The 20,649-nt window shown below is 69.1% G+C and carries 15 protein-coding genes; 12 read left to right on the top strand and 3 right to left on the bottom strand.

What is annotated here, in order from left to right; genetic code table 11:
• Window positions 1-98 precede the first annotated feature (98 nt).
• A complete protein-coding gene (locus tag OIC96_RS34115; protein WP_330304166.1) occupies window positions 99-3,848 on the bottom strand; it encodes a S8 family serine peptidase in 3,750 nt (1,249 codons plus the stop codon).
• 554 nt (window positions 3,849-4,402) lie between these two features.
• Between OIC96_RS34115 and OIC96_RS34110 the strand changes: the two genes are divergently transcribed.
• From OIC96_RS34110 to OIC96_RS34060, 11 genes are all read left to right on the top strand, one after another.
• Window positions 4,403-4,735, top strand: coding sequence for a hypothetical protein (locus OIC96_RS34110; RefSeq protein ID WP_327428276.1), 333 nt, complete (start codon window positions 4,403-4,405; stop codon window positions 4,733-4,735).
• A 23-nt stretch (window positions 4,736-4,758) separates the two neighbouring features.
• Window positions 4,759-5,070: a pore-forming ESAT-6 family protein gene (locus OIC96_RS34105; protein ID WP_327428277.1), complete on the top strand. Its 312-nt coding sequence runs from the start codon at window positions 4,759-4,761 to the stop codon at window positions 5,068-5,070.
• A 42-nt stretch (window positions 5,071-5,112) separates the two neighbouring features.
• Entirely contained in the window at window positions 5,113-5,505 is a 393-nt protein-coding gene (locus tag OIC96_RS34100; RefSeq protein ID WP_330304167.1) for a DUF6507 family protein, read from the top strand.
• On the top strand, window positions 5,502-8,087 hold the full coding sequence (locus OIC96_RS34095) for a hypothetical protein (RefSeq protein WP_330304168.1): 2,586 nt from the start codon (window positions 5,502-5,504) through the stop codon (window positions 8,085-8,087). The genes OIC96_RS34100 and OIC96_RS34095 overlap by 4 nt, the downstream gene beginning before the upstream one ends.
• Window positions 8,084-8,947 carry an immunity 49 family protein gene (locus tag OIC96_RS34090; protein ID WP_330304169.1) on the top strand — a complete coding sequence of 288 codons (864 nt, stop codon included), beginning with the start codon at window positions 8,084-8,086 and terminating at the stop codon, window positions 8,945-8,947. The genes OIC96_RS34095 and OIC96_RS34090 overlap by 4 nt, the downstream gene beginning before the upstream one ends.
• 61 nt (window positions 8,948-9,008) lie before the next feature.
• On the top strand, window positions 9,009-10,016 hold the full coding sequence (locus OIC96_RS34085; protein WP_330304170.1) for a pentapeptide repeat-containing protein: 1,008 nt from the start codon (window positions 9,009-9,011) through the stop codon (window positions 10,014-10,016).
• A gap of 59 nt (window positions 10,017-10,075) precedes the next feature.
• Window positions 10,076-10,348, top strand: coding sequence for a hypothetical protein (locus OIC96_RS34080; RefSeq protein WP_330304171.1), 273 nt, complete (start codon window positions 10,076-10,078; stop codon window positions 10,346-10,348).
• Between the two features lie 31 nt (window positions 10,349-10,379).
• A complete protein-coding gene (gene eccD / locus OIC96_RS34075; protein WP_330304172.1) occupies window positions 10,380-11,744 on the top strand; it encodes a type VII secretion integral membrane protein EccD in 1,365 nt (454 codons plus the stop codon).
• Between the two features lie 8 nt (window positions 11,745-11,752).
• Window positions 11,753-12,892: a hypothetical protein gene (locus OIC96_RS34070; protein WP_330304173.1), complete on the top strand. Its 1,140-nt coding sequence runs from the start codon at window positions 11,753-11,755 to the stop codon at window positions 12,890-12,892.
• Entirely contained in the window at window positions 12,889-16,890 is a 4,002-nt protein-coding gene (gene eccCa, locus OIC96_RS34065) for a type VII secretion protein EccCa (RefSeq protein WP_330304174.1), read from the top strand. Before OIC96_RS34070 ends, eccCa begins: the two co-directional genes overlap by 4 nt.
• Window positions 16,887-18,293, top strand: a complete 1,407-nt coding sequence (locus OIC96_RS34060) for a DUF6177 family protein (protein WP_330304175.1) — start codon at window positions 16,887-16,889, stop codon at window positions 18,291-18,293. Before eccCa ends, OIC96_RS34060 begins: the two co-directional genes overlap by 4 nt.
• A gap of 112 nt (window positions 18,294-18,405) precedes the next feature.
• On the opposite strand, the gene OIC96_RS34055 is transcribed toward OIC96_RS34060, so the two are convergent.
• Together OIC96_RS34055 and OIC96_RS34050 are read right to left on the bottom strand one after the other, a co-directional pair.
• Window positions 18,406-18,774 (bottom strand): DUF6415 family natural product biosynthesis protein, encoded by a 369-nt coding sequence (locus OIC96_RS34055; protein WP_330304176.1) that lies wholly within the window; start codon window positions 18,772-18,774, stop codon window positions 18,406-18,408.
• Window positions 18,767-19,276, bottom strand: a complete 510-nt coding sequence (locus tag OIC96_RS34050; RefSeq protein WP_330304177.1) for a hypothetical protein — start codon at window positions 19,274-19,276, stop codon at window positions 18,767-18,769. The genes OIC96_RS34055 and OIC96_RS34050 overlap by 8 nt, the downstream gene beginning before the upstream one ends.
• Before the next feature lie 244 nt (window positions 19,277-19,520).
• Between OIC96_RS34050 and OIC96_RS34045 the strand changes: the two genes are divergently transcribed.
• The gene (locus OIC96_RS34045) at window positions 19,521-20,636 is read left to right on the top strand and encodes a helix-turn-helix domain-containing protein (RefSeq protein WP_330304178.1); all 1,116 of its coding nucleotides are present in this window, start codon (window positions 19,521-19,523) and stop codon (window positions 20,634-20,636) included.
• Window positions 20,637-20,649: the final 13 nt, after the last annotated feature.

The following is a 20,649-nucleotide window of genomic DNA, read 5'->3' as shown; positions in this document are numbered from 1 at the left end:
ACTCTGAATAGTCCCTGGACTCTGAATAGTCCCTGGTGGGAGCGGGTGTGACGGGAAGGGCCCCGGAGAGTCGCCTCCCCGGGGCCCGACAGTGCGGTTCATCGCAGGCCGTACGCCCGGATGATGTCGTTCTTGACGCCGAAGCCGCTGTTCGTCTCGGCGCTCGCGCGGACCGAGAGGAAGCCGCCGGGCTTCTTGGCCGTCCTGAAGGAACCCGTCCAGTAGCCGTCGGCGCCCCTGGTCAGGGTCACCTTCTGCCAGGTGGCGCCGTCGTCGTACGAGACATCCAGCTTCACCGCGGTGACTTTGCCCGGCACGGTGCCGCCGTCCATCGACACCGGCTTGAGCGCGATCTTCTGGGTCGCATTGGCCTTGACGTCGCCGTGCAGGTCCGACTCCAGCTTGTAGTTCAGGTTCAGCACCGAGAACGGCTCGAAGAAGTCCGAGTCTTCGGTGTCGGACATGAACGTCCACTCGGTGTGGGTGCGCGTCGACAGCCGGAAGACGTCAGCGGGCCGCTCCGCGTCGAGGACGGCGCGGTAGGGCAGGTTGCCCGCCGGCACCTCGACCCACTGCATGTCCGTGCTGTACGGGTTGTCGTGGATCAGCGTGTCGCCCTGGAAGACCTGCAGGTGGGTAGGCGTCTCACCCCAGTCCAGGAAGCCGCCCAGCCGCATGTTGTCGCTGGCGGAGGCCCACGCCTGCACATTCCAGGTCATGTAGTTCTGCCAGCGGGAGTTGTACACGCCGAAGGCCTCGCCCTGGCCGGGCCGGGTCGCCGGAGCGAACCAGTCCAGACGGGTGGTGCTGCCCTTGGCGTACGTGTTGTCGCCCGACACCATCACCCACGGCAGGTCTCCGTCGACGCCCTGAGCGTGGAACTCCCTCCAGTTCTGGCCCGGGGTCACCCATTCGGTGCGGGTGCCCGGGTGCCACTCGCGCTCGGGGAAGTTGAACGACGGGCTGAGCGTGAAGTCGGACCGGTAGCCCTCCCCCAACTTGCCGTCCGTGGCCGAGTAGTAGCGAGCATCGATCCGGGCGAGGTCACCCTTGGTCGGCTTGTAGACCAGGGCCCGGTCCGGCACCTGGCCGGGGTAGTCCCGGGTCAGGTCGTAGACGAACGGCGTGTACTCGGTCTGCTTCGCGGTCAGCTTCACCTTGCCGGCCTTGGCCATCGCGATAAGGGTCCTGCCCGCGTCGCGGTGCACGGTGGCGACCGGGATGGCCGACTCGCCGATGTCCTCCATCAGGCCACCGACACCGTCGTTGACCACGATCAGCGCCTTCGCACCGGCCGCGACCGCGGCCGCGGTCCGCTCCTTCGGCGAGACCTCGTCACTGCGTTCGACGACGACGACCTTGCCCTTGGCGCCGGCCTTCTCGTATTCGGCCGCCGCGCCGTTGCCCGCGTAGACCGCGTTCAGCGTGTCCGTGGCGGTGCCCAGGGCGCTGCCCGCCTGCACCAGTGCGTCGAAGCGGCGGCGACCGCCCAACGCGCTCAGACTGAGCTGCGGCTCGCCCTTGCGCCAGCGGGTGGTCAGCATGAACTCGCCCTGCTTCATCGGCTTCGTGGGCGCGACGTAGACGTCGTCGTACGTCGGCGGCAGCACGTAGGCGCTGCGGTAGTCCGTGTACGGGTCGAGGCCCTTGTAGTGGACGTTGAAGTCGACCTTGCGCTGGCGGTCCTCAGTGCGCTGCGGCGCCTCGGTCTGCAGCAGGCGTGCCTTGCGGGCGTCCAGCACCACGTCCGCGGAGCCGTCCTTGAGTACGGTCTCGGGGTCGACCAGCACGGCCAGACCCGAGCGGTCCGCCTTCTCGCCGGCCACGTCGAGGTACCCCGCGACGGTGTAGAGGCCGGGTGCCATGCGCATGGTGGTCGAGCCGTCGACGTAGACCTGCCACGGCCAGAAGTCGCCGGCCAGGTTGACCGTGACCCAGCCGGCGGCGGGCTTGCCGTCCCGGCCGACCAGCTTGATGTTCAGGTCGTAGCGCTCCTCCTCCTTGAGCAGCGCCACGGACGTGCGGGTCACCGGCTTCCCGGTGGCCGCGTCGGTGGCTATCACGTAGCCGACGTGCCGGCCCGCCGAGGCGGCTTGCGGGTCACCGGTCACCGGGACGGCGGCGGTGCCGCCCGCCGGGACGGTCACCTTGGCGGCTCCCAGCGCGAACGGGCCGCCGCCGTCGGTCAGCGCCAGGTTCAGCGTGACGTCGGAGGAACCGGAGTTGGTGAAGGTCAGGTCCTTCGTGACGGCGACGTCGCTCGGCTCGTGCGGCCATGTGTAGTTGCCGAAGAAGAGCGATCCGGTGCCGCGGACCGTGGTGTGCACGGCGGCGGCCACGTCGACACGGCCGGTGCCGACCTCGTACGGCGAATACCCGTCGTCCAGGCCCTTCGCAGTGCTCATCAGGTGTTCCTTGAGCTGCGCGCCGGTCCAGTCCGGGTGCTGCTGGGCCAGGATCGCCGCCGCGCCGACCACGTGCGGGGTGGCCATCGAGGTGCCGCTGAGGGTGCGGTACAGGCCCTCACCACCGTCGGTCATCTCCTGCGAGCGGGCCGCGGTGATGTCCACGCCGGGCGCCGCGATGTCCGGCTTCATGCCGCCGGAGAAGGCCAGCGGACCGGTGCTGGAGAAGGACGCGAGCTGGTCCTGCTTGTCCGTGGCGGCCACGGTCAGCGCCGAGGCGGCCGCGCCCGGGGAGGAGATGCTCTCCGGGCCCGCGTTGCCGGCGGCGATGACGAACAGCGTGCCGTACTGCTTGGACAGCGCGTCGACCGTCTCCGACATCGGGTCGCTGCCGTCCGTCGGATACGTGTCGCCAAGGCTCATGTTGACGACGTCCGCACCGGACTCGGCGGCCCACTGCATGCCGGCCATGACCCAGGAGTCCTGGCCGTAGCCCTCCGCGCCGCCGAGCACCTTGCCGACGATCAGGTCGGCGCCGGGGGCGACGCCCTTGTAGTCACCGCCGGAGGCGGCGCCCGAACCGACGATCGTGCTGGCCACATGCGTGCCGTGCCCGTTGAGGTCGGAGAAGGCCTCACCCGGCACAAAGCTGACCGTGTCGTCGATCCGGCCGGCGAAGTCGGGGTGGTTGACGTCGACGCCGGTGTCGAGCAGCGCGACCTTGACACCCTTGCCGGTGTACCCGGCCGCCCACGCCTCGGGCGCGCCGATCAGCGGCACGCTCTCTTTCAGGCTGGCCTTCACACGACCGTCGAGCCACAGCTTCGCCACACCCGCGCCCAACTTCGCGCTGCCCCGCGGCGCGACGGTGGTCCAGAAGGTGCGGGCCTGCCGCTTCTGGGTACTGAGCGCGGCACTGTGGATGCCCTTGAGCTCGCGGGTCAGCCTGCTGCCGCGGGGGGCCGTGGGCTCGACGGCCGCGCGAGACTTCGGCTGGGCGTACGTCGCGATCAGCGGCACCGCGGCCGACTTCGCGTCGTCATAGCCCATCTCGATCAGATCGGTGACGTTGAACAGCCGCCGGTCCAGCTTGCCCGTGCCCAGCAGCGACGCCGCCTCGTCCGGGACGACGAACAGGTCACCCTTGACCTCCTGGATCTTCACGCCGCCGACGGCACTGTCCGGCCGGTCGACCTCGGCGGTCTGCTTGCCGTCGGCCATCGTGGTGACCGTGACGACGTCGCCGGTGACCAGGGTGACCTTGTGGGTCGCCGAAGCCTTGGCGGGAACGGTGGGCTTGCTCGGAGCGGCTTGTGCGGGCGCATGCAGAACCGCGAGCCCCGACGCCAGCAGCGGCACCACGGTGGCAGCCGAGATCAGCTGCCAACGTCTGCGCCGGAAGGCGGAAGCCTGAGAGGGGAAAGCCTGAGAGGGGGAGGACATGCCCTGGGTCTATCGGCCGGTTCACACCGACGTGAAGACCAGATGACGGCAGGTCTTCGCCATGGCAAGGACTTGCCAGGGGCAAAGCGCGTGGAGTCGGGCGGGGTTGCGCTTTTCGGACTGGCGCCGGTTTGAAGTCGGACCCTCACCGCTTTGAAGGGGGTGCGGTCCGCCCGGTGCCGCGGCGTGCCCTCGAGGGACGGTGTGGCCGGCGTTGAGACGAGGCACAGTGGGGTCGGTGGGGCGAGGGCTCCTAGGCGGGGCCGTGCGCAGGAACTCCCTAGCCGAGGCGGGGAATACCCCTGCTTGAGAAAAGGCCCCGCCCGGTCCTCCGGATCCGCCGGTTACTCAGGGGGCGGTGAGACAACTCATGGGGTAGATCAAGCCACTTCGGGCACTACTACGTTGCGCCTGCAACGCGCGATGCGCGAGCATGTTCGACGCACTGTGAGACGCGCGTGACACACGGGAACTGTCCGACACACGAGAGCGTCGTGACTGTCGAACATGTGAACTGTCTTGGCGGATGCCACGATTGACACGGGGGCGGGTGGATGAAGTTCGACATGGGGTCGTCGACTCTGGCGGATCTCGGCAAGAGCACGGTCGGTTCGACGGAGGACCTGGGCACGCTGATCCGATGGCTGGTGCAGGCGGCGGAGCCGCTGGAGGGGAAGTTCAACGGGGCGGGGAAGGCCGCGTTCGACTCGTTCAAGTTGCACACGGACGAGATTACGGACGCGCTGAACGGGTCGCTGGGCGCGATCCTGGGTGGCCAGTCCGGCATGGACACCGCGTTCGGCTCCGGTGATCTGGAGCAGGAGGACAACGCCCACCAGAACATGGGCCAGTCCAACTTCGACGCCGCCCGCTTCGGTGCCCGATAGCAAACACACAGGGGGACTTGACCATGGGACAGAATCAGGATCGCCGCTCGTACGACACCGGCGCCTCCAGCGAGGTGCAGGGCAGTCTGCAGGGCATCATCGGCCAGTTGGAGAGCGTCCTCGGTGACCGCGACCGCGCGGTGCAGGCCGCGATGGCCGACTTCACGGCCGATGGCGTCGCCGACGAGTACCACGGCAAGGAAAAGCGCTGGAACCACGCGGCCAACGAGGTACGCGACATCATCCGCCTCGTGCGCACGACGCTGGAACAGAACGACGGCACCGCCCAGTCGACGATGGCCAAGGCCCGCGCCGCCGTCGACAACATCGGCTGACCGGGTTCGACTTCAAGTATTCGCATTGCAACGGGGGTTGGCATGTCGGGGTGGGACATCACGCCGTCCGGAGTCGGGGTCGTCGTCTCCCATGTAGGGGACGTGATGGGGGTCCTGGACAAGATCTTGCAGGCCTACTCGGACGACCTGGAGGGCGCCGCCACCACGGCCGGCACCCTCGCCCCGGGCGGGGCGACCGGCGAGGGCAAGGGACAGGGTGGGCTGGTGGCCGCGGCATTGGCCGAGTTCGTCGAGGGCACGGCGAGCGAGCTGCAGTTCATCGGCGTGCGGATGGGGAAGTCGGTGACCGGCGCGGTCGAGGCCACCACCGCCTACACGTCCGGGGACCTGGAAATGGCGGCCGAGGTGCAGCATCGGGCGGCCGGCCTGGTGGAGCCGGACATGCCGACCGGCTGGAAGATGGGCCGACTGTGATCGAACCGGAGAACATCCCGCAGTTCACCGGCGACCTGGGACAGTTGGACCACCACATCACCGCCCTGCGCGGCGAGGCGGACGGCATCCGCCAGGCCGGCGGAGCCGCCCACACCCAGTTCCAGAGGCTGTCCGCCTTCTACCAGGCGCCCGAGGCGGAGGACCTGTTCGCCTCCACGGTGCCGGTGCGCGACCGCGCGGACGGATTCGGCGACAAACTCGCCACGGTCGCCGACGCGCTGGCCACGTACGCCACCGAGGTCGCTCCGATCGCCGCACGCCTCAAACACCTGCAGAGCGAGGCGGCCACGTTCGTGGCGGGCCTGAAGACCAGCAGCGGCGCGTTTGACGAGAACTGGGCACACGACCAGGACAAGGTCGACCAGCACCAAACCCTCATGAACGGGGTGGCCGAGGCTCAAGCAGCGTTCACCGCTGCCGAGATCGCCGCCAACAACAAGATCACCGCGCTGGTCGGCGGCACCCAGTACATGATGGTCGGCGGCGGCAAGGCGCTGTTCATCCCGCGCGGCGTGGAACTCTACGGCTACACCGCCGACGCGCTGGAGCAGATGGAGAAACTGCCCTGGGGCACGCCGGTGAGCAAGTCCCACAACTGGTGGGACCCCGATGACCTTGGCTACTACGCCAAGAGCTTCGTCTGGGACGGGCTGATCGTCGACAACGTCTGGGGCACCATCGACGGTCTCGCCACCCTGGCCGGCGTCCATGGCGGCGACGCCGCCGGAAACGCCTGGGATGGCCTGGTCCGCGGGATCGTCGGCGGAGAAACGTATCTCATGGAGTCCGGCGGGCAGAAGCCCACCGGCTTCCTGGCAAGTGACTTCGCCCAGGACAGCAAGGTGTACGCGAAGGAGTTCGGCAAGTCCTTCGTCGCCTGGGACATGTGGAAGGAGAACCCGGCACGCGCCGCGGCCACCGTCGTCTTCAACGCTCTGACCCTCGGCGCGGGTCCACTGAAGGTCGCTTCCGCCGGGCGAGTGGGCACCGCCGCCAAGGTCGCCTCCGTCACCGCCAAGATCGGCGACGCCATCGACCCGATCAACGCGGCCGCCAGGGTCACCGCCCGAGGCATACCCAAGCTCGCCGAGGTGACGGCCAACCTCCGCGGCGTGAACGACATCCCGGACCTGCGTGCCCCGCACAGCATCTTGGAACTCTCCGACGGCTCCAAAGTGCGCATCGAGAACGGCGAATTCATCCGCGTCGACGACGCGGGCAGGGCCATCAGCGACACCCCACTCCACGAACCGCCCGCCAACGCACGTGCCGCGCAGCACGAGACAGCCCAGCAGAGGGAACTCGCCGAAGTCGGCGCTGCCTCCAGGCCGTCCGGGGCTACTGCCCATACAGGCGAGAACCTCACGCCCGAGGCCAGCCATGGGGCTGCAAACGGAAGCAGCGGGGACACGTCCCGCACGGCAAAGGGAGTACCTGGCCCAGCCGGAGCCGGACACGCCGTCGGTTCTGAGACGCCGAGGAAAGGTTCTGGGGCGATCGGCAACGGCCCTGGCGGCACCAGTTCCGGCAGCCACGGAGGCGGCGGCCTGGACAACCTCGGCCGGACTGGCAACGACGCGGTCGGGGACGGGGCCAATGGCGCGGACAGGCCGACCGGTGACGTCCCCGGACAGCGCACTGAGGTTGAGCGCCCCAGCTTCATACGTGAGGGAGCCAACCCTTACGGACCTCGCGGATCGCTCACGCTGGAGCAGATCGAAGAGATCCAGGTCTACCGTGCCAACCACGAGCCCGGGTACTTCGAGCACTACTACCGCAAGGACGGCACCCGAAGGTTCCTGGAGCGCTACGACGAGAGCGGGCACACCCCGCCGCAACTCACTCGGCTGTCCGACGACGCACCGTTGACCCGCGCCAAGGACGCACCGGAGCCGCCCAAGCCGCATTTCCTTGACGACGATTACATCTCCGTGAAGTCCGACACCGTCACGAGCAAGGCACGGCGTGGGGCCTTGGAGGAGGCTGCGCGGATCCGCCACTTCGCTATCAAGTGGGACAACCTCGTCTCGGACTGGAAGGCGGAGACGGGCAAAGCGCACGAGCTTCACGGAACCATCGACTCGGCCGCGCAGTGGGGTGAGGCCCGGGGTGCATACAAGGAATCCCACACCCTCATGGGGGAAAAGGCCGAAGACTTCGGCGAGGCGGCGGCCGAGTACCACTACATCGCCGAGAACCACCCGGACTTCACGAAAGAGACCCTCCTCGGCCCGAAGAGCGGAAACGACCAGTTCGACCAGGTCTGGACGCATGAGGACGGCCGAGTCGTCGTCATCGAGGCCAAGAGCAGCCCCACTACCGAGCTGGGCAGACGTACCCTGCCGAACGGTCGCCAAGTGTCCCAGGGGAGTAGGGAGTACTTCTTCGACATCATCGACGCCATGGAGAAACGCGGCGAGTTCGATTTGGCAGAAACCCTCGACAAGGCGCTCAACGACGGGAAGCTAGAATATGTTGTCGTCAAGGGCGAGAAGAACGCGGGGACATATACCGGATTCAAATATCGCCGGTTCGACATCAGCAAGGGGACCCTTCCGTGACAGCACGCATCGACCGGCATGAGCTGCCGACAGGGCCTGAGGCCGAACAGTTCACGGAACGGCTCAACAAGCACCTCAGTAAGAAGGTCGACCGGCTCGAGGAGTCCACCTCCACCATCGACTTGACCTTCAACACGTCAATCCTGAACCTGCGGGCCCACTGTGTCATCGACCCTCGGGCAGCGGCGGTGGAGACGTGGGAGGCCGCGGTCACAGCGATGCAACTGGGTTCTGCGCTGTTTGCTGTGACCGGCGTGAGCGAGGGCACCATCGAGTGCCGCATCGACCGCGAGGTACGCAGCTTGCGGGCCGTCGGCCCCCTCTCTACTGCTGATGCGGGCACCTGGCTGCAGGCGTTCTGGCTGGCTGTCATCTGCCGCGAACAGGAGCGCATGACGCAACTGTGCGAGATCCCGCTGGAGCGCCTGCGTGCGCCGGAGGGGCAGTACGACGCGTACATCTACCACTGGGTCGACACCCTGCAGACGTATTGGCTGAGGCGGCCGGGACTGGTGGAGAAGCTCACCGCAACGTTCGAGGCTTCGGATCCCGCGGTGGCGCGGATCGCTCCGCGTGACCTGCTGGATGCCCAGCTCTACCCACCGATCAACCTCTTCTACCACTTCGTACGCAAGGACGAGGAGGGCTTCAGCCCGGCCTTGGTGGAGGCACTCAAGCTCCACAAGATGTACTGGACCTTGAACGAGGACCGGGAGGCGGACATCGACGGCACCATCGCCCTCGGCCCCCTCGCCATCGCCTGTCTCGCCTACGACGGCGGAATCCCCATCGAGGTCGAGTCCGACTACCTGCCTAAGCACCTCCTCCAGCACGACTGGCTCGGCGAGTTCCCCACCTGAGACGCAAACGACCATTCGCATCCCCCGCCACGACTTCCGCACAGAAAATGCAGCAGAGGCCATGACAGCAATCGTCAAGAGCGCCAAGGAAATGCTCGACGAGCTCGAAACGTCGGAGTTCGACCGCAATGCCAAGCGGCGATCGACGACGTCAAGTCGATCGTCGAGCAGCACAGGTGGAGTGATCGAGCTGTCTGGTATCCGTGACAAGAGCCGAACCGTCTGGATGATGCCGCCCAATGCGGAGGCGGCCTCTGCCCTACGCGAGTGGGTCGAGCAGGCGGATTCCCTCTTGGATGTCTCGGGACTCGACCTGTCCAGCGCTGACCTGTCAGGTGCGGACCTGACCGTGGGTCTCCTGCCGCAAGCCACCCTTCGGGGCGCCAAGCTCGTCGGCACCGCCCTTTATCGAGCGCATCTGGAAGGGGCCGTGCTGGACGAGGCCGATCTCTCAGGGGCCTCACTCGTCAAGGCTGAACTTGACGAAGCCTCCCTTCTGGGCGCCATCTTGGACGGGGCGGATCTGGGCAGCACCGACCTCTGGGCCGTCGATGCACGCTCCGCTCGCTTCCGGGGCACGAAGCTCGACGGCGCGTCTCTGATCGATGTCCAGCTACAGGGCGCCGACCTGACCAACGCATCAGTGAGCGAAACATCCTTGAAGGCGGTACTCGACGAAAGCACTGTCGTTCAGGGGCTGTCCGGGACCGTTTTTGGACCCGCGGTCATCGAACAGGCAGGCGTGCGGCACGAGATCAACGGGCTGGAACTCGAGCGGTGGCTGAACAGCCGCGGAGCAGACGTACGTGTTCTCACCCCGCGCTCCGCGGACACCAAGTACTACGCGAAGATCAGCGAGGGGTATTCGCGCAGCAATCCTCAGGGAATTGTCCGGCGGCGCATGGTGGACCGGGTGGCGCACGACGAGGCATTCACCAGAAACCTGCGATGGGAGCCGACGGAGTACCTGCGGCTGCACGAGCTGGGACACAACGAAGTCGACCACGTGGAAATCAGTGAAGCGGAAGCAGCCGCATTCATTGAAGAGGTCACCGGAGAGAACACATGACCGGCTCGACAAGTACGCGACACGGAACCAGGCGGCGCATGACGGATGGCAGGTAGCCCGTGACAGCTCAGGAGTACGACAGTCAGTTGCTGGAGTCGGTGTCGGTACGACGCCGACGCCTGCGGGATGCCGTGCTGTTCGGCGCCCAGCGGCAGCGGCGATCGCTCGATGAGCGGCTGGGAAAGGTGTTCGCCGGGATCGTGGTCGCGGCGGTGTTGTGTGCCGGCTGCGTGGGCTGGTCATTCGTTTCCCACCGGCTGATCGGGAAGAGCCCCTACGGGTCGCCGGTGCAGCCGTCGTCTTCGCCTTCCGTGGCCTCTTCGGCCCGGTGATAGGTTCGAACGCGTGATAGCTGCGGGGGCCATGAGTCGTACAACAGCCAGTGGGCGTACGGCCTTGAGCCGGGTCACTCTGGTCGGTGAAGGGCGGCGCGTCGATCTCGTTCTGCCGTCGCGGGAGCCGATCGGGCTTCTGCTTCCGGAAGTTATACGGCTGCTCGACGATCGCGCGTCCGGGCGGCCCGAGTTGCGACATCTGATCACCGCGGATGGTTCAGCACTGGACCACGACAGCACGCTGGAATCGGCGGGAGTGCCGGACGGTGCCGTGCTGCGGCTGGTACGGGTGGAAGACGCCCCGTCGGCGCCCGTGGTCCATGACGTCACCGATGAGGTGGCAGACGATCTGAATGTGCGGGCCTGGCGGTGGCGACCCGCGGTGCGGCGTGTGGTGGCCGGGCTGGCCACGGTGTTCTGGGCGGTGGCCGCAGGGGTGCTGGCCCAAGGCGAGTTCGAGCTGTCCGCGGTCGGCGACGCGTTGCTCGGCGCGGCGGTGGTGTCGGCGCTGACCGGGGCCTTGTGCGGGCGGGCGGGGAAGCGAGGCCTGGCTACCACGTTGATCGTCACGGCCGGTGCGCTGGGTGTGCTCGGCGCGTGGACGTCGGCCGACGCGTACGGCTGGTCCGGCGCCGTGCGGCTGGAGGGCGTCGCGGCGGCCATGGTGGTCGCGCTGCTGCTGGCGGGGGGGTTCTCGCCGTTGGGGCGCGGTGCGTTGATCGGTGCCGCCGCGGTGGGTGGATGCCTAGTCCTGTGGGAGGAGGCGGCCGCGCTGCAGGGCGGCGCGGAGACCGTAACGGGGCAGGCGCGGCTGGGCGCGGTTCTCGCTGTCGTGTCGGTGGTGGTGCTGGGCGTGCTGCCGCGGCTGGCATTGATGGCGTCGGGACTGTCCTCACTGGACGACCGGCGGACGGGCGGGGCGTCGGTGAGCCGATATCAGGTGGCTACCGCGCTGGCGGCCACGCATCGCGGGCTGGCCTGCGCCACGGTCGTGCTGGCCGCCTCCGCGACCGCGGCGGGCGTTCTCGTGCTGCGGGCACCCTCGGTGTGGACGGTGCTGCTGGCCGGTGTCACCGCGGTGGTGCTTGCGCTGCGGGCGCGGGCCTATCCGCTGACGGCCGAGGTGGTCGCGCTGCTGGTGGCCGCATCCGTCGTCACCGTGCGGCTGATCGTCGTATGGCTGGGGGATGCGGGAGCGGCGGGGCCGATCGCCGTGCTGGCCCTGCTGGCGGTCGCTCCCCTCGCGGTGTTGGCGGTGGAGCCGGCCGAGCATGTACGAGTGCGGCTTCGGCGTGCCGGTGACCTTCTGGAGTCGGTAGGTGTGATCGCCCTTCTCCCCCTGCTCGTCGGTGCTTTCGGTGTGTACGGGCGTCTGCTCGGCACCTTCGCGTAGGGATCGGCATGGCTGAAGGAGGGGACTGGCAGCGCGACGTGTTGCGGGAGTTGGCCGACGCCGCAGCCGCACCGGACGGCACCGGTCAAGTTGAGGCCTCCCCGCCGAAGCCTCCAGCACCCGTGGACCCGCGGCTCGCCGTCCCGCCCCCACAGCCGCCCCCACAGCCGTCGTCGCCACCCGCCCGGCCCGCGCCCCGCGGCGCACGGGCTCCCCGCCTGCCCCTGCCGACCCCCGAGTCCGTACCGACCGTGGATCCCCGGCTCGCCCACGCGCTGGGCCGCCCCCAGCACGGTGACTCCCTGGCGCAGCGCACCGGGCGTTCGCTGCGCAGGCTCACCGCGTCGGCCGGGCAGGAGGTGGCCGACCAGACGCGCCTCGCACAGGAGGTGCAGCAGCCGGTCACCACCGGCCGCGTCATCGCGGTCACGTCCATCCGGGGCGGGGTGGGCAAGTCGACCGTCTCCGCCCTGCTGGGCCGCACCTTCAACCACTACCGTCATGATCCGGTGCTCACGCTGGAGGCGGACACGGCACTCGGCACGCTGCCGGTACGGATGGGCGCCGAGTCGGTGCGCTGGTCGTGCGCGGACCTGGCACAGATCCTGACTCCCGCGATGCAACTCACCGACGTCACAGGCTATTTGGTACCGGTGACCGACGGTGGCTGGCTGCTGCCCGCCGGACAGGGACGCGTCGGCGCCCCGCTGGACATGCGCACGTACCGCACCGTGACGCTGGCGCTGCGGCGCTACTTCGCGGTGACGGTGGTGGACTGCGAGTGCCTGCCCGGCGAGGTGGCGCGTACGGCGATGGACACCGCGCATGCCCGGGTGGTGGTCGCGCCGATGACCGCGGAGGGCGTCAACGGTACTCGCCAGGTCCTGGACTGGCTGGCCCAGCTGCCGCACGCGGCCCTGGCCACCACCGTGGTGGCACTCTCCGCAGGCTCCCCCGACACCACGCTCGACGGCAAGGCAGCCGCCGCGCATCTGCGGGAGGCCGGTGTGTCCGTGGTCCCGATCCCCTACGACCGGCATCTGGCCCAAGGAGGCCCCATCCACACCGCCATGCTGGGCCAGCACACCCGCGACGCCGCCGTCCGCCTGGCCGCGGAGACGATGCACAGAGCCGCGAGGGTGCGATGACCCAGCATCAGATCCACCGCCCCGCGCGCTCCACCCGCCCCCTCGCCCCCGCCGAGTCGCGCACCATCGAACCGCCGCCGAACCTGCCCGAGGGAAAAACCGGCAACGCGGCCACCGCGCTGCTGCCGATGGCCGGAGTCATCAGCTCGGTCGTCATGATGACGATCATCCGCAACAGCCAGTTCGCCGCGCTCGGAGCGATCGTCCTGGTCTTCGCGCTGCTTGGCGCGGTGGCCCTGTTCCTGTCCCAGCGGGGCAAGGCGCAGCGCACCCGGCGCACCCAGCGCGAGCGCTACCTCGAATATCTGGAGGAGCTGCGCGACGAGCTCGGTGCCGGGGAGCGGGAGCGGCGCCGGCAGTCGCAGCTGCTGAATCCGCCGCCGGAGGCCCTGTACGACCTCGTCCGCGATCCGGCGCGGATGTGGGAACGGCGGCGCCACGATGCGGACTTCCTGCGGGTGCGGGTCGGCACCGGGGACGTACCGGTGCAAGAGCTCGTGGTCGGGCAGAACAGTGCGGGCGGGGTGCTGACCCCGCCGGACCCGTTCATGCTCAACGAGGCCCGCGCCCTGCAACACCGATTCGCCACGGCGATGGACTTCCCGCTCACCGTGCCCTTGGACCGGGCGGGCAACATCAGCGTCGTCGGCGACCGCGACGGGGTCCTGCGGGTCGCCCGCGCGCTCCTGATCCAGACCGCGGTCACACACGCCCCGGGCGACGTGGCCGTCGCGCTCGGCGTACCGGGCGAACGGCTGGCCGAGTGGGAGTGGGCCAAGTGGCTGCCCCACGTACTCGATCCGGCCGAGCACGACGGTCCGGTCGCCGCCCGCCGGATCGCGCCCAGCCTGGCCCAGCTGGCGGCCCTGTGCCGCGACGACCTGCGGCAGCGTGCCTCGTACGCGGCGGAGGTACGGCGCGGGCTGTCGGACCGCAACGCGCTGCGGCTGACAGGCCGGCTGCTGGTCGTCAGCGACGCGTACGGAGAGACGGCGGCCGAACTCCCTCGCCCGGACACGGCCGTTGATCTGGCCGACATGGGCGTCACCGTGCTGCACCTGCTGGAGCAGCAGGTGCACGAGCCGGATCAGGTGAGCGTCCGCATCACCGTCCACGTCGACGACCGGATCACCGTGGAGGATCTGCGCTCGGGACCCGCCGCTCACGGAACGTCGGACGCTGTGAGCACCGCGGGGGCGGAGGGCCTCGCCCGGATGCTGGCCCCGATGCGGCTGTCGGCGGAGTCCGCGGCCGAAGGCACCCCGGTCTCCGGGCCGGTGGACTTCCCCGCCCTGCTGGGCATCGAGAACCCGGCCGCGCTCGATATCGAAAGGCTGTGGGCGCCCCGCAGCGAGCGCGAATTCCTCCGCGTACCAATCGGCTTGACGGACCGTCACGAGCCGGTACTACTGGACCTGAAGGAGTCCTCCGAGCTGGGCATGGGCCCGCACGGGCTGTGCGTGGGCGCGACCGGCTCCGGAAAGAGCGAGCTCCTGCGCACCCTTGTCCTGGCGCTCACCGCCACCCACTCCCCCGAGGACCTGGCCCTCGTCCTGGTCGACTACAAGGGCGGCGCCACCTTCGCCCCGTTCACCGAACTCCCGCACGTGGCCGGGGTGATCACCAACCTGGAGAACCAGGCCGGCCTCGTCGAACGCGTCCACAGCAGCCTCGCCGGCGAGGTCAAACGCCGCCAGCAGGTACTCAAGGACGCGGGGAACGTCGCCGACATCGGCCACTACGCCGCCCTGCGCGCCACCGATCGCCCCGACCTGGAACCCCTCCCCCACCTGTTCGTCGTCATCGACGAGTTCGGCGAACTCATCACCGCCAAACCGGACTTCATCGACCTGTTCCTGTCCATCGGCCGCATCGGCCGCTCCATCGGCGTCCACCTGCTGCTCTCCAGCCAGCGCATCGAGGGCGGCAAACTCAAGGGCCTGGACACCTACCTCTCCTACCGGCTGGGCCTGCGTACCTTCTCCGCAGACGAGTCGCGCACCGTGCTGGACACCGTCGACGCCTTCCACCTGCCGCCCCTGCCCGGCTTCGGCTATCTGAAGGTGGATACCTCCACGTACGAACGCTTCAAGGCGGGCTACGTCTCCGGCGCCTACCAGGGCCCAGCCCTGCTGGAAGACAAGGGCGACGAGCCGCTCGCCTGGCCATACCCGACCTACAACACAATCGGCACGCCCGAGACCGACGCGGCACAGGAACCCGTCGCCACCAAGCGCGAAACCGGGCCGACCGTCCTGTCGGTGATGGTCGACCAACTCGCCGTCGCCGCGCCCCCGGTGCGCCGGATCTGGCTGCCGCCACTTCCGGACGCCGTCACCCTCGACAGCGCGGCCGGTCCTCTTGAAGCCGACACGGAAGGCCTCCGACTCGCCCACCGCGACGGCCCGATGCGCGTCCCGCTGGGCATCCTGGACGACCCGGCCAAGCAGTGGCAGCAGCCCTGGCTGCTCGACCTGACCGTCGCCGGCGGCCACGCGGCCGTCATCGGCGGCCCGCAGTCCGGCAAGACCACCCTGCTCCGCACCCTCGCCCTCTCCCTGGCCCTCACCCACACCCCGTACGACGTCGCCGTCTACGGCCTCGACCTGGTCGGCGGCGGCCTGTCCGCCCTCGCCGGACTGCCGCACGTCGGCGGCATCGCCGGACGCGCCGATCACGAACGGGCCGCCCGCACCGTCGCCGAGGTGCGCACCATGCTCACCGAACGCGAGGAACTCTTCCGCACACACGGCATCGACTCCGTCGACCAACTGCGCCACCTGCGCGCCAAGGGCAAGCTGCCGCAGCTCGGCTCAACCGACATCGTGCTGCTCGTCGACGGATTCGGCTCGCTGCGCGACGAGTTCGCCGACCTCGACGACAGCGTGGCCGACCTCCTCAAGCGCGGCGGCGGCTACGGCATCCACATCGTCGCCGGGATGCTGCGCTGGAACGACGTGCGCATCGCCACCCAGTCGATGTTCGGCACCCGCGTCGAGCTACGCCTCAACGACGCGGCCGACTCGTCCATCGACCGCAAGCTGTCCGAGACGCTCGCCCCCGACACCCCGGGCCGTCTCCTGACCGACGCGAAACTGTTCGCACAGGTCGCACTGCCCCGCATCGACAACCACCCCCACGCGGGCGACCTCGCCTCCGTCCTCGAGCGGACCGCCCGCACGATCCGCGCCAGCTGGCACGGTGAACTCGCCGCTCCTGTGCGGGTGTTGCCGACCCGGCTGCCCGCAGCGCAGTTGCCGTCCCTTGCCGCCGAGCCCCGGCGGGTGCCGCTGGGCGTCGACCAGGACGCGCTGGCCCCGGCCCTGCTGGACCTGTTCGGGAGCGACCAGCATCTGCTGATCCTGGGCGACAACGAGTGCGGCAAGACCAATCTGCTGAAACTGATAGCCCGCCAACTCGTGGACAGATACCGCGACGAGGAACTGGTCTTCGGCGTCTTCGACCCGCGCCGGGGCCTGCGCGGCACGATCCCCGAGCCGTACCGCGGCGGCTACGCCCACAACGCCAAACTGGCCGCCGCCCTGGCCACCGGCATCGCCACCGAGCTGGAAAAGCGCCTGCCGGAGTCGGCTGACCCCGACGTGGTGGGTGCGGAGCCCTCGTTCACCGGACCGCGGATCGTGATCCTGGTCGACGACTACGACATCCTCACCACGGCGAACCAGCAGCCCCTGGCCCCCTTCCTCCCGTACATCTCCTCCGCCCAGGACATCGGCCTGCACTTCGTCATCGCCCGCCGCGCCGCCGGCGCATCCCGCGCCCTGTACGAACCCCTGCTGACCACTCTGCGCGAAACCGGCACCACCGCCCTCCTCATGACCGGCGACCGCACCGAGGGCCAGCTCTTCCCCGGCCTCTACGCGTCCCAGCAGCCCCCGGGACGGGGCACGCTCGTCCGCCGCGGCCGCCACCACCAGCTCATCCAGACAGCACTGACCGACGAAGCAGCAGAAGAAGAACCGGGATCCGCTCCGTGACCAAGGACGTCATCGCCCTCACCCCGAAAATGCCGGACCTGCGCACCCTCCTCGCGGGCCTCTACGCGGGCGGACCCGACCTCGGCATCAACACCCTCGCCGACGGCGCCGTCATCCAGCTCTGCGCCCCCGACGGCCGCCCCCTGGTCTCCGTCGAGGCTCCCATCCTCGTCCAGGTCCCCGGCGAAACCACCCGCCTTCTAGGACCCGACCCCGACCTCCCGGACAGCCCGGTGTGGTGGACCGAGGCCCGCGCCTCCACCGCTGTCGCCGAGGGCGGCCGGCTGGCGGGTTCCTTCGCCGGACGTCTGACGACTGTCCTGGGCGGGTCGGTCTGGCCCCCGGAAGCGGCCTCCACGGACGCCGTCCCGTTCACCACGGACGTCTCAGCGGTCCCCGTCCCCGCGACATCGGCCCCGGCGGTGGACGTCCTCACCACCAAGACCGCCGTGGTCATCCAGGACCGCCCCCTCGTCACCATGACCAGCTGGCTCACCGACGCCCTGCGCGCAGCCACAGCCGACGACCGCGCCGTACAAATCGTCACCCCACCGACCACCCGCCTCACCCTGCCCACCCGCACCGCCCTGCACGGCCACCCCAACCGCTGGGTCATCCAAGACCCCGACCACGGCTTCTACGACGGCCTCTCCGGCGCCGTACTCCACTGGCAAGGCGGGACCTTCACGCCCGCACTCGACGAGAACGGTGCGGCCTCGGTCGCAAAGGCCTTCACACCCACCACCGACACCGGCGAACGCCAGCTGATCGTCTCCCTGCGCACCCGCCACCACGCAGACGAAGACCTGGTCCTGGGCCGCGCCCTGGAAACCACCTGGCACACCCTCACCGGATCCCCACCCGCCGGCTGGAGCACCGCCGAACCGGTCAACCTCCCCTGGTCCACCCGCCAGTTGACCGACCTCGCCCGCACCCGTGCACCCCAGCCCACCTGGCTGATCGCCGTCGGCCACCCCGACCACCCGGCCATCGCCACCCTCCGCATCACCCGCACCCCCGCCGGAGTCGAGGAGGACATCACCCTCACCCTCGGCTACGCGAAGGACGAGACCCCACCCCTCGACACCATCAAGCCCCTCGCCGAAGCCCTCGCCACCGAGCACGGCCTGACCACCATGCTCACCTCACTCCGCACCGCCCGCCGCGACCTGACGATCCCCCCGCACTTCGAAACCCCACCCATCCCCGTCTCGTTCACACTGGGCTCCGACACGGTCAGGGACATCGGCCTCGACCAGGCCCGCCGCCCACCCCTCGACCTCACGCCCACCCAACTCGGCCACGCAACCGAACCGGCCCTGCACTACCTCCTCGGCGACGGGACCGACCCGCACGTCTGGGACACACTTCAGGGGCTCACCGAGCACCTGAAGCGGGCGTGACGACCTGGACGATTGGTGTCGAGCGCCGGGTCGCATCTGTGACGCCTTCACGAAGCCGTACGGCGACGGCTCGGGGACGAGCACAACGACGGACAGGCTGCCTTCCGGCGAGCTAACCGCTCAGAACGGGCTCGCAGAGCTGCCGACGACACAGCGTGACCAAGGCCCGACAGGTCAGGGCGAGGTCTTCGACGTGAACAGCGCCCGTGCGGTGGTTCGAGCCCGCCCCCTCGTCGAGAGCCTTGCGGGTGCGGATGAGGAGCCAGCGCGCGGTCTCGCGGTCGCTGGTGTCCTCCGGCTGCCCTTCGATCACCGCTTCCAGCTCGGCGACCAACAGTTCCACGGCCCCACGCAGATAGCCGGTCAGCCTGTCTACCTCGGCCCGGCTTGGGACGGTGGCGGGCAGTCCATTGGTCAGTGCCAAGGCTTCCGTCCAGGCATGACGGAGCAGGTCGAAATCGAGCGGTCGGCTGTCACGCATCGCCAGTCTCCTCCGCGCCGGCCAGGAGGAAACGGCCCAGGTTGGTCATCTGCGCGACCGCATCGGCCTGGCAAACGACTTCGGGACGGTCCGGCGGCACGGACCAAGAGGATCGGGCCCGGTATCGGCTTGAGTCGACGCTCGGGTGCGGCACGCCAAGGTAGCTGTCCACACCGAGACAGGCCGTGTCCGGCACCCGCCAGGTGGTGCAAGTCCCGGCCGGGACCAGGCAGTAGTACCAGCCGGATTGCCGGTCGACGAATACCGGGCCGCCGTGCAATGCGGCGGCCAGGTACGCGTCGACTCGGGCGCACTCCTCACTGCGAGCGGCGGCGAACACGACGTCGGCCCGGACTCGGATGGCCGTGAAGCAAACCCCGCAACGCAGCAGGGCGACCTCCATGGTCTGCCACTCGGCGCGCGCTCGCGCCGGATCGTCGGCAGCCTGCAGGAGCCACTCGGTGACGCCCAACTCGTCATCGGCACGCGTGTGCACCACCATCCCGGCCTCTGGATCCGATGTGATGCGTCCGGCTTCTCTCCTCACCGCTCAGCCTCCGCGACTGGGCATCGCGCCACCTCAGGTGACACGTTCGGGCCATGTGCATGGGTAACGGGTCCCATGAATAACTGCCTCCCTACTAGGCTCGATCAGGGATGGCTACAACGGTAGAAATCCGGCGCCACAGCCTGAAGTGACTGTGAGTACAAGTGGTTTGCGCTCGAACCCCGGGAACGGACACCCCATGCGGCCAAGCTCACGACAAACCCTGACGAGCGGTACGGGAACGCCAGGGCGGCCCCGTTCAGGCCTCATCTCGGGGTACGTCCTACGCGTCATCAGGGAACAACAGGGCTACACGCAGGAGGAGCTCGCCGAGCACCTGAACGTCTCCCCGGACACCGTCGCCGGGTGGGAGACAGGGCGCCGCCCGCTGACCTCCGTGCCGGTCGGCCAGATGCTCATGCACCGCCACCGGCTCATGCAGCTGAACACCCCGTCCGCGCTCCTACAGGCGCTTGAGCGCGCTCTGGAGGCGGACGTCCTCCTTGGAACCGTGCTCGACGAAGACGCCGCGGTGAAGGAGAGCCCGCTCGGCGCGATGGTGATGCAGCGCGAACTCGGCGAGGTCCTGGCGTGGCCGCTCAACTGCGTACCGCCGCAACCCATCCGGGACCTGCCTCAGCCGCCGCGCCCCCGGCGTGGCCCCGCCCCGTCCGGCCCCCAGCTCAGCCAGTCAGAACGTGCGGTGTTCTTCTCCACCATGCGGCATACCGCCGAGCAAGCCCGCGGCGAAGGACAGTTCTTATTACGCCGCCAAGCCCTCTACCTCTCCAGCTACGACACCCAGACAGACGCAGCGGACTGGCTCGCCCACCAGCAGCGCACCGAACGGCCGAACGACTGGCTGACCTTGTGGCTCAACGCCCGCAGCGTCGCGGCCGTCGCCGCCCGGCAGGGCGACCGCGACCGCATGAGCCACTTCATTGACACCACGCTCATGAACGACGACACCGGAGAGGCAGCCAACCTGAACTACTGGGCATACTGGGTCGGCGAGATGCAGCACCTGGAGCTGTCGGACGACTTCATCGCCGACCGCACACCCCGGCCGTGGCCCGGCGACAAGCTCCTGTCGCACCTCGTCCAGGGCCTGGCGCCGCACCACGGCTACGTCGACCTCAACATCCACTCCCTGTGGTCGCTGCTCCAGATCCGCCCCAACCTGCTGCGATCCGGCGCGGCCGCCCGGGCCCTACGCGACCGGCTCCCCGTGATGTTGGATAGCCGTGAGCTCTCGCCGCGCGGGCGACGGGAGTTGGAAAGCATGCGGTACGCGATCCGCCTCACCGAGGCGTGAGAGGAGCCCCACG

This window comes from Streptomyces sp. NBC_00775, from assembly GCF_036347135.1.
In the GTDB taxonomy this organism is placed as follows: Bacteria; Actinomycetota; Actinomycetes; order Streptomycetales; family Streptomycetaceae; genus Streptomyces; species Streptomyces lutosisoli.
Note: the sequence above shows the minus strand (reverse complement) of the source record. Positions and strands in the feature narration are given on the sequence as shown.

Coding starts and splice junctions, on each gene's coding strand:
- OIC96_RS34115 (WP_330304166.1), bottom strand. CDS start 3,848: ATGTCCTCCCCCTCTCAGGCTTTCCCCTCTCAGGCTTCCGCCTTCCGG.
- OIC96_RS34110 (WP_327428276.1), top strand. CDS start 4,403: ATGAAGTTCGACATGGGGTCGTCGACTCTGGCGGATCTCGGCAAGAGC.
- OIC96_RS34105 (WP_327428277.1), top strand. CDS start 4,759: ATGGGACAGAATCAGGATCGCCGCTCGTACGACACCGGCGCCTCCAGC.
- OIC96_RS34100 (WP_330304167.1), top strand. CDS start 5,113: ATGTCGGGGTGGGACATCACGCCGTCCGGAGTCGGGGTCGTCGTCTCC.
- OIC96_RS34085 (WP_330304170.1), top strand. CDS start 9,009: ATGACAGCAATCGTCAAGAGCGCCAAGGAAATGCTCGACGAGCTCGAA.
- eccD (WP_330304172.1), top strand. CDS start 10,380: ATGAGTCGTACAACAGCCAGTGGGCGTACGGCCTTGAGCCGGGTCACT.
- OIC96_RS34070 (WP_330304173.1), top strand. CDS start 11,753: ATGGCTGAAGGAGGGGACTGGCAGCGCGACGTGTTGCGGGAGTTGGCC.
- eccCa (WP_330304174.1), top strand. CDS start 12,889: ATGACCCAGCATCAGATCCACCGCCCCGCGCGCTCCACCCGCCCCCTC.
- OIC96_RS34055 (WP_330304176.1), bottom strand. CDS start 18,774: ATGCGTGACAGCCGACCGCTCGATTTCGACCTGCTCCGTCATGCCTGG.
- OIC96_RS34050 (WP_330304177.1), bottom strand. CDS start 19,276: ATGGTGGTGCACACGCGTGCCGATGACGAGTTGGGCGTCACCGAGTGG.
- OIC96_RS34045 (WP_330304178.1), top strand. CDS start 19,521: ATGCGGCCAAGCTCACGACAAACCCTGACGAGCGGTACGGGAACGCCA.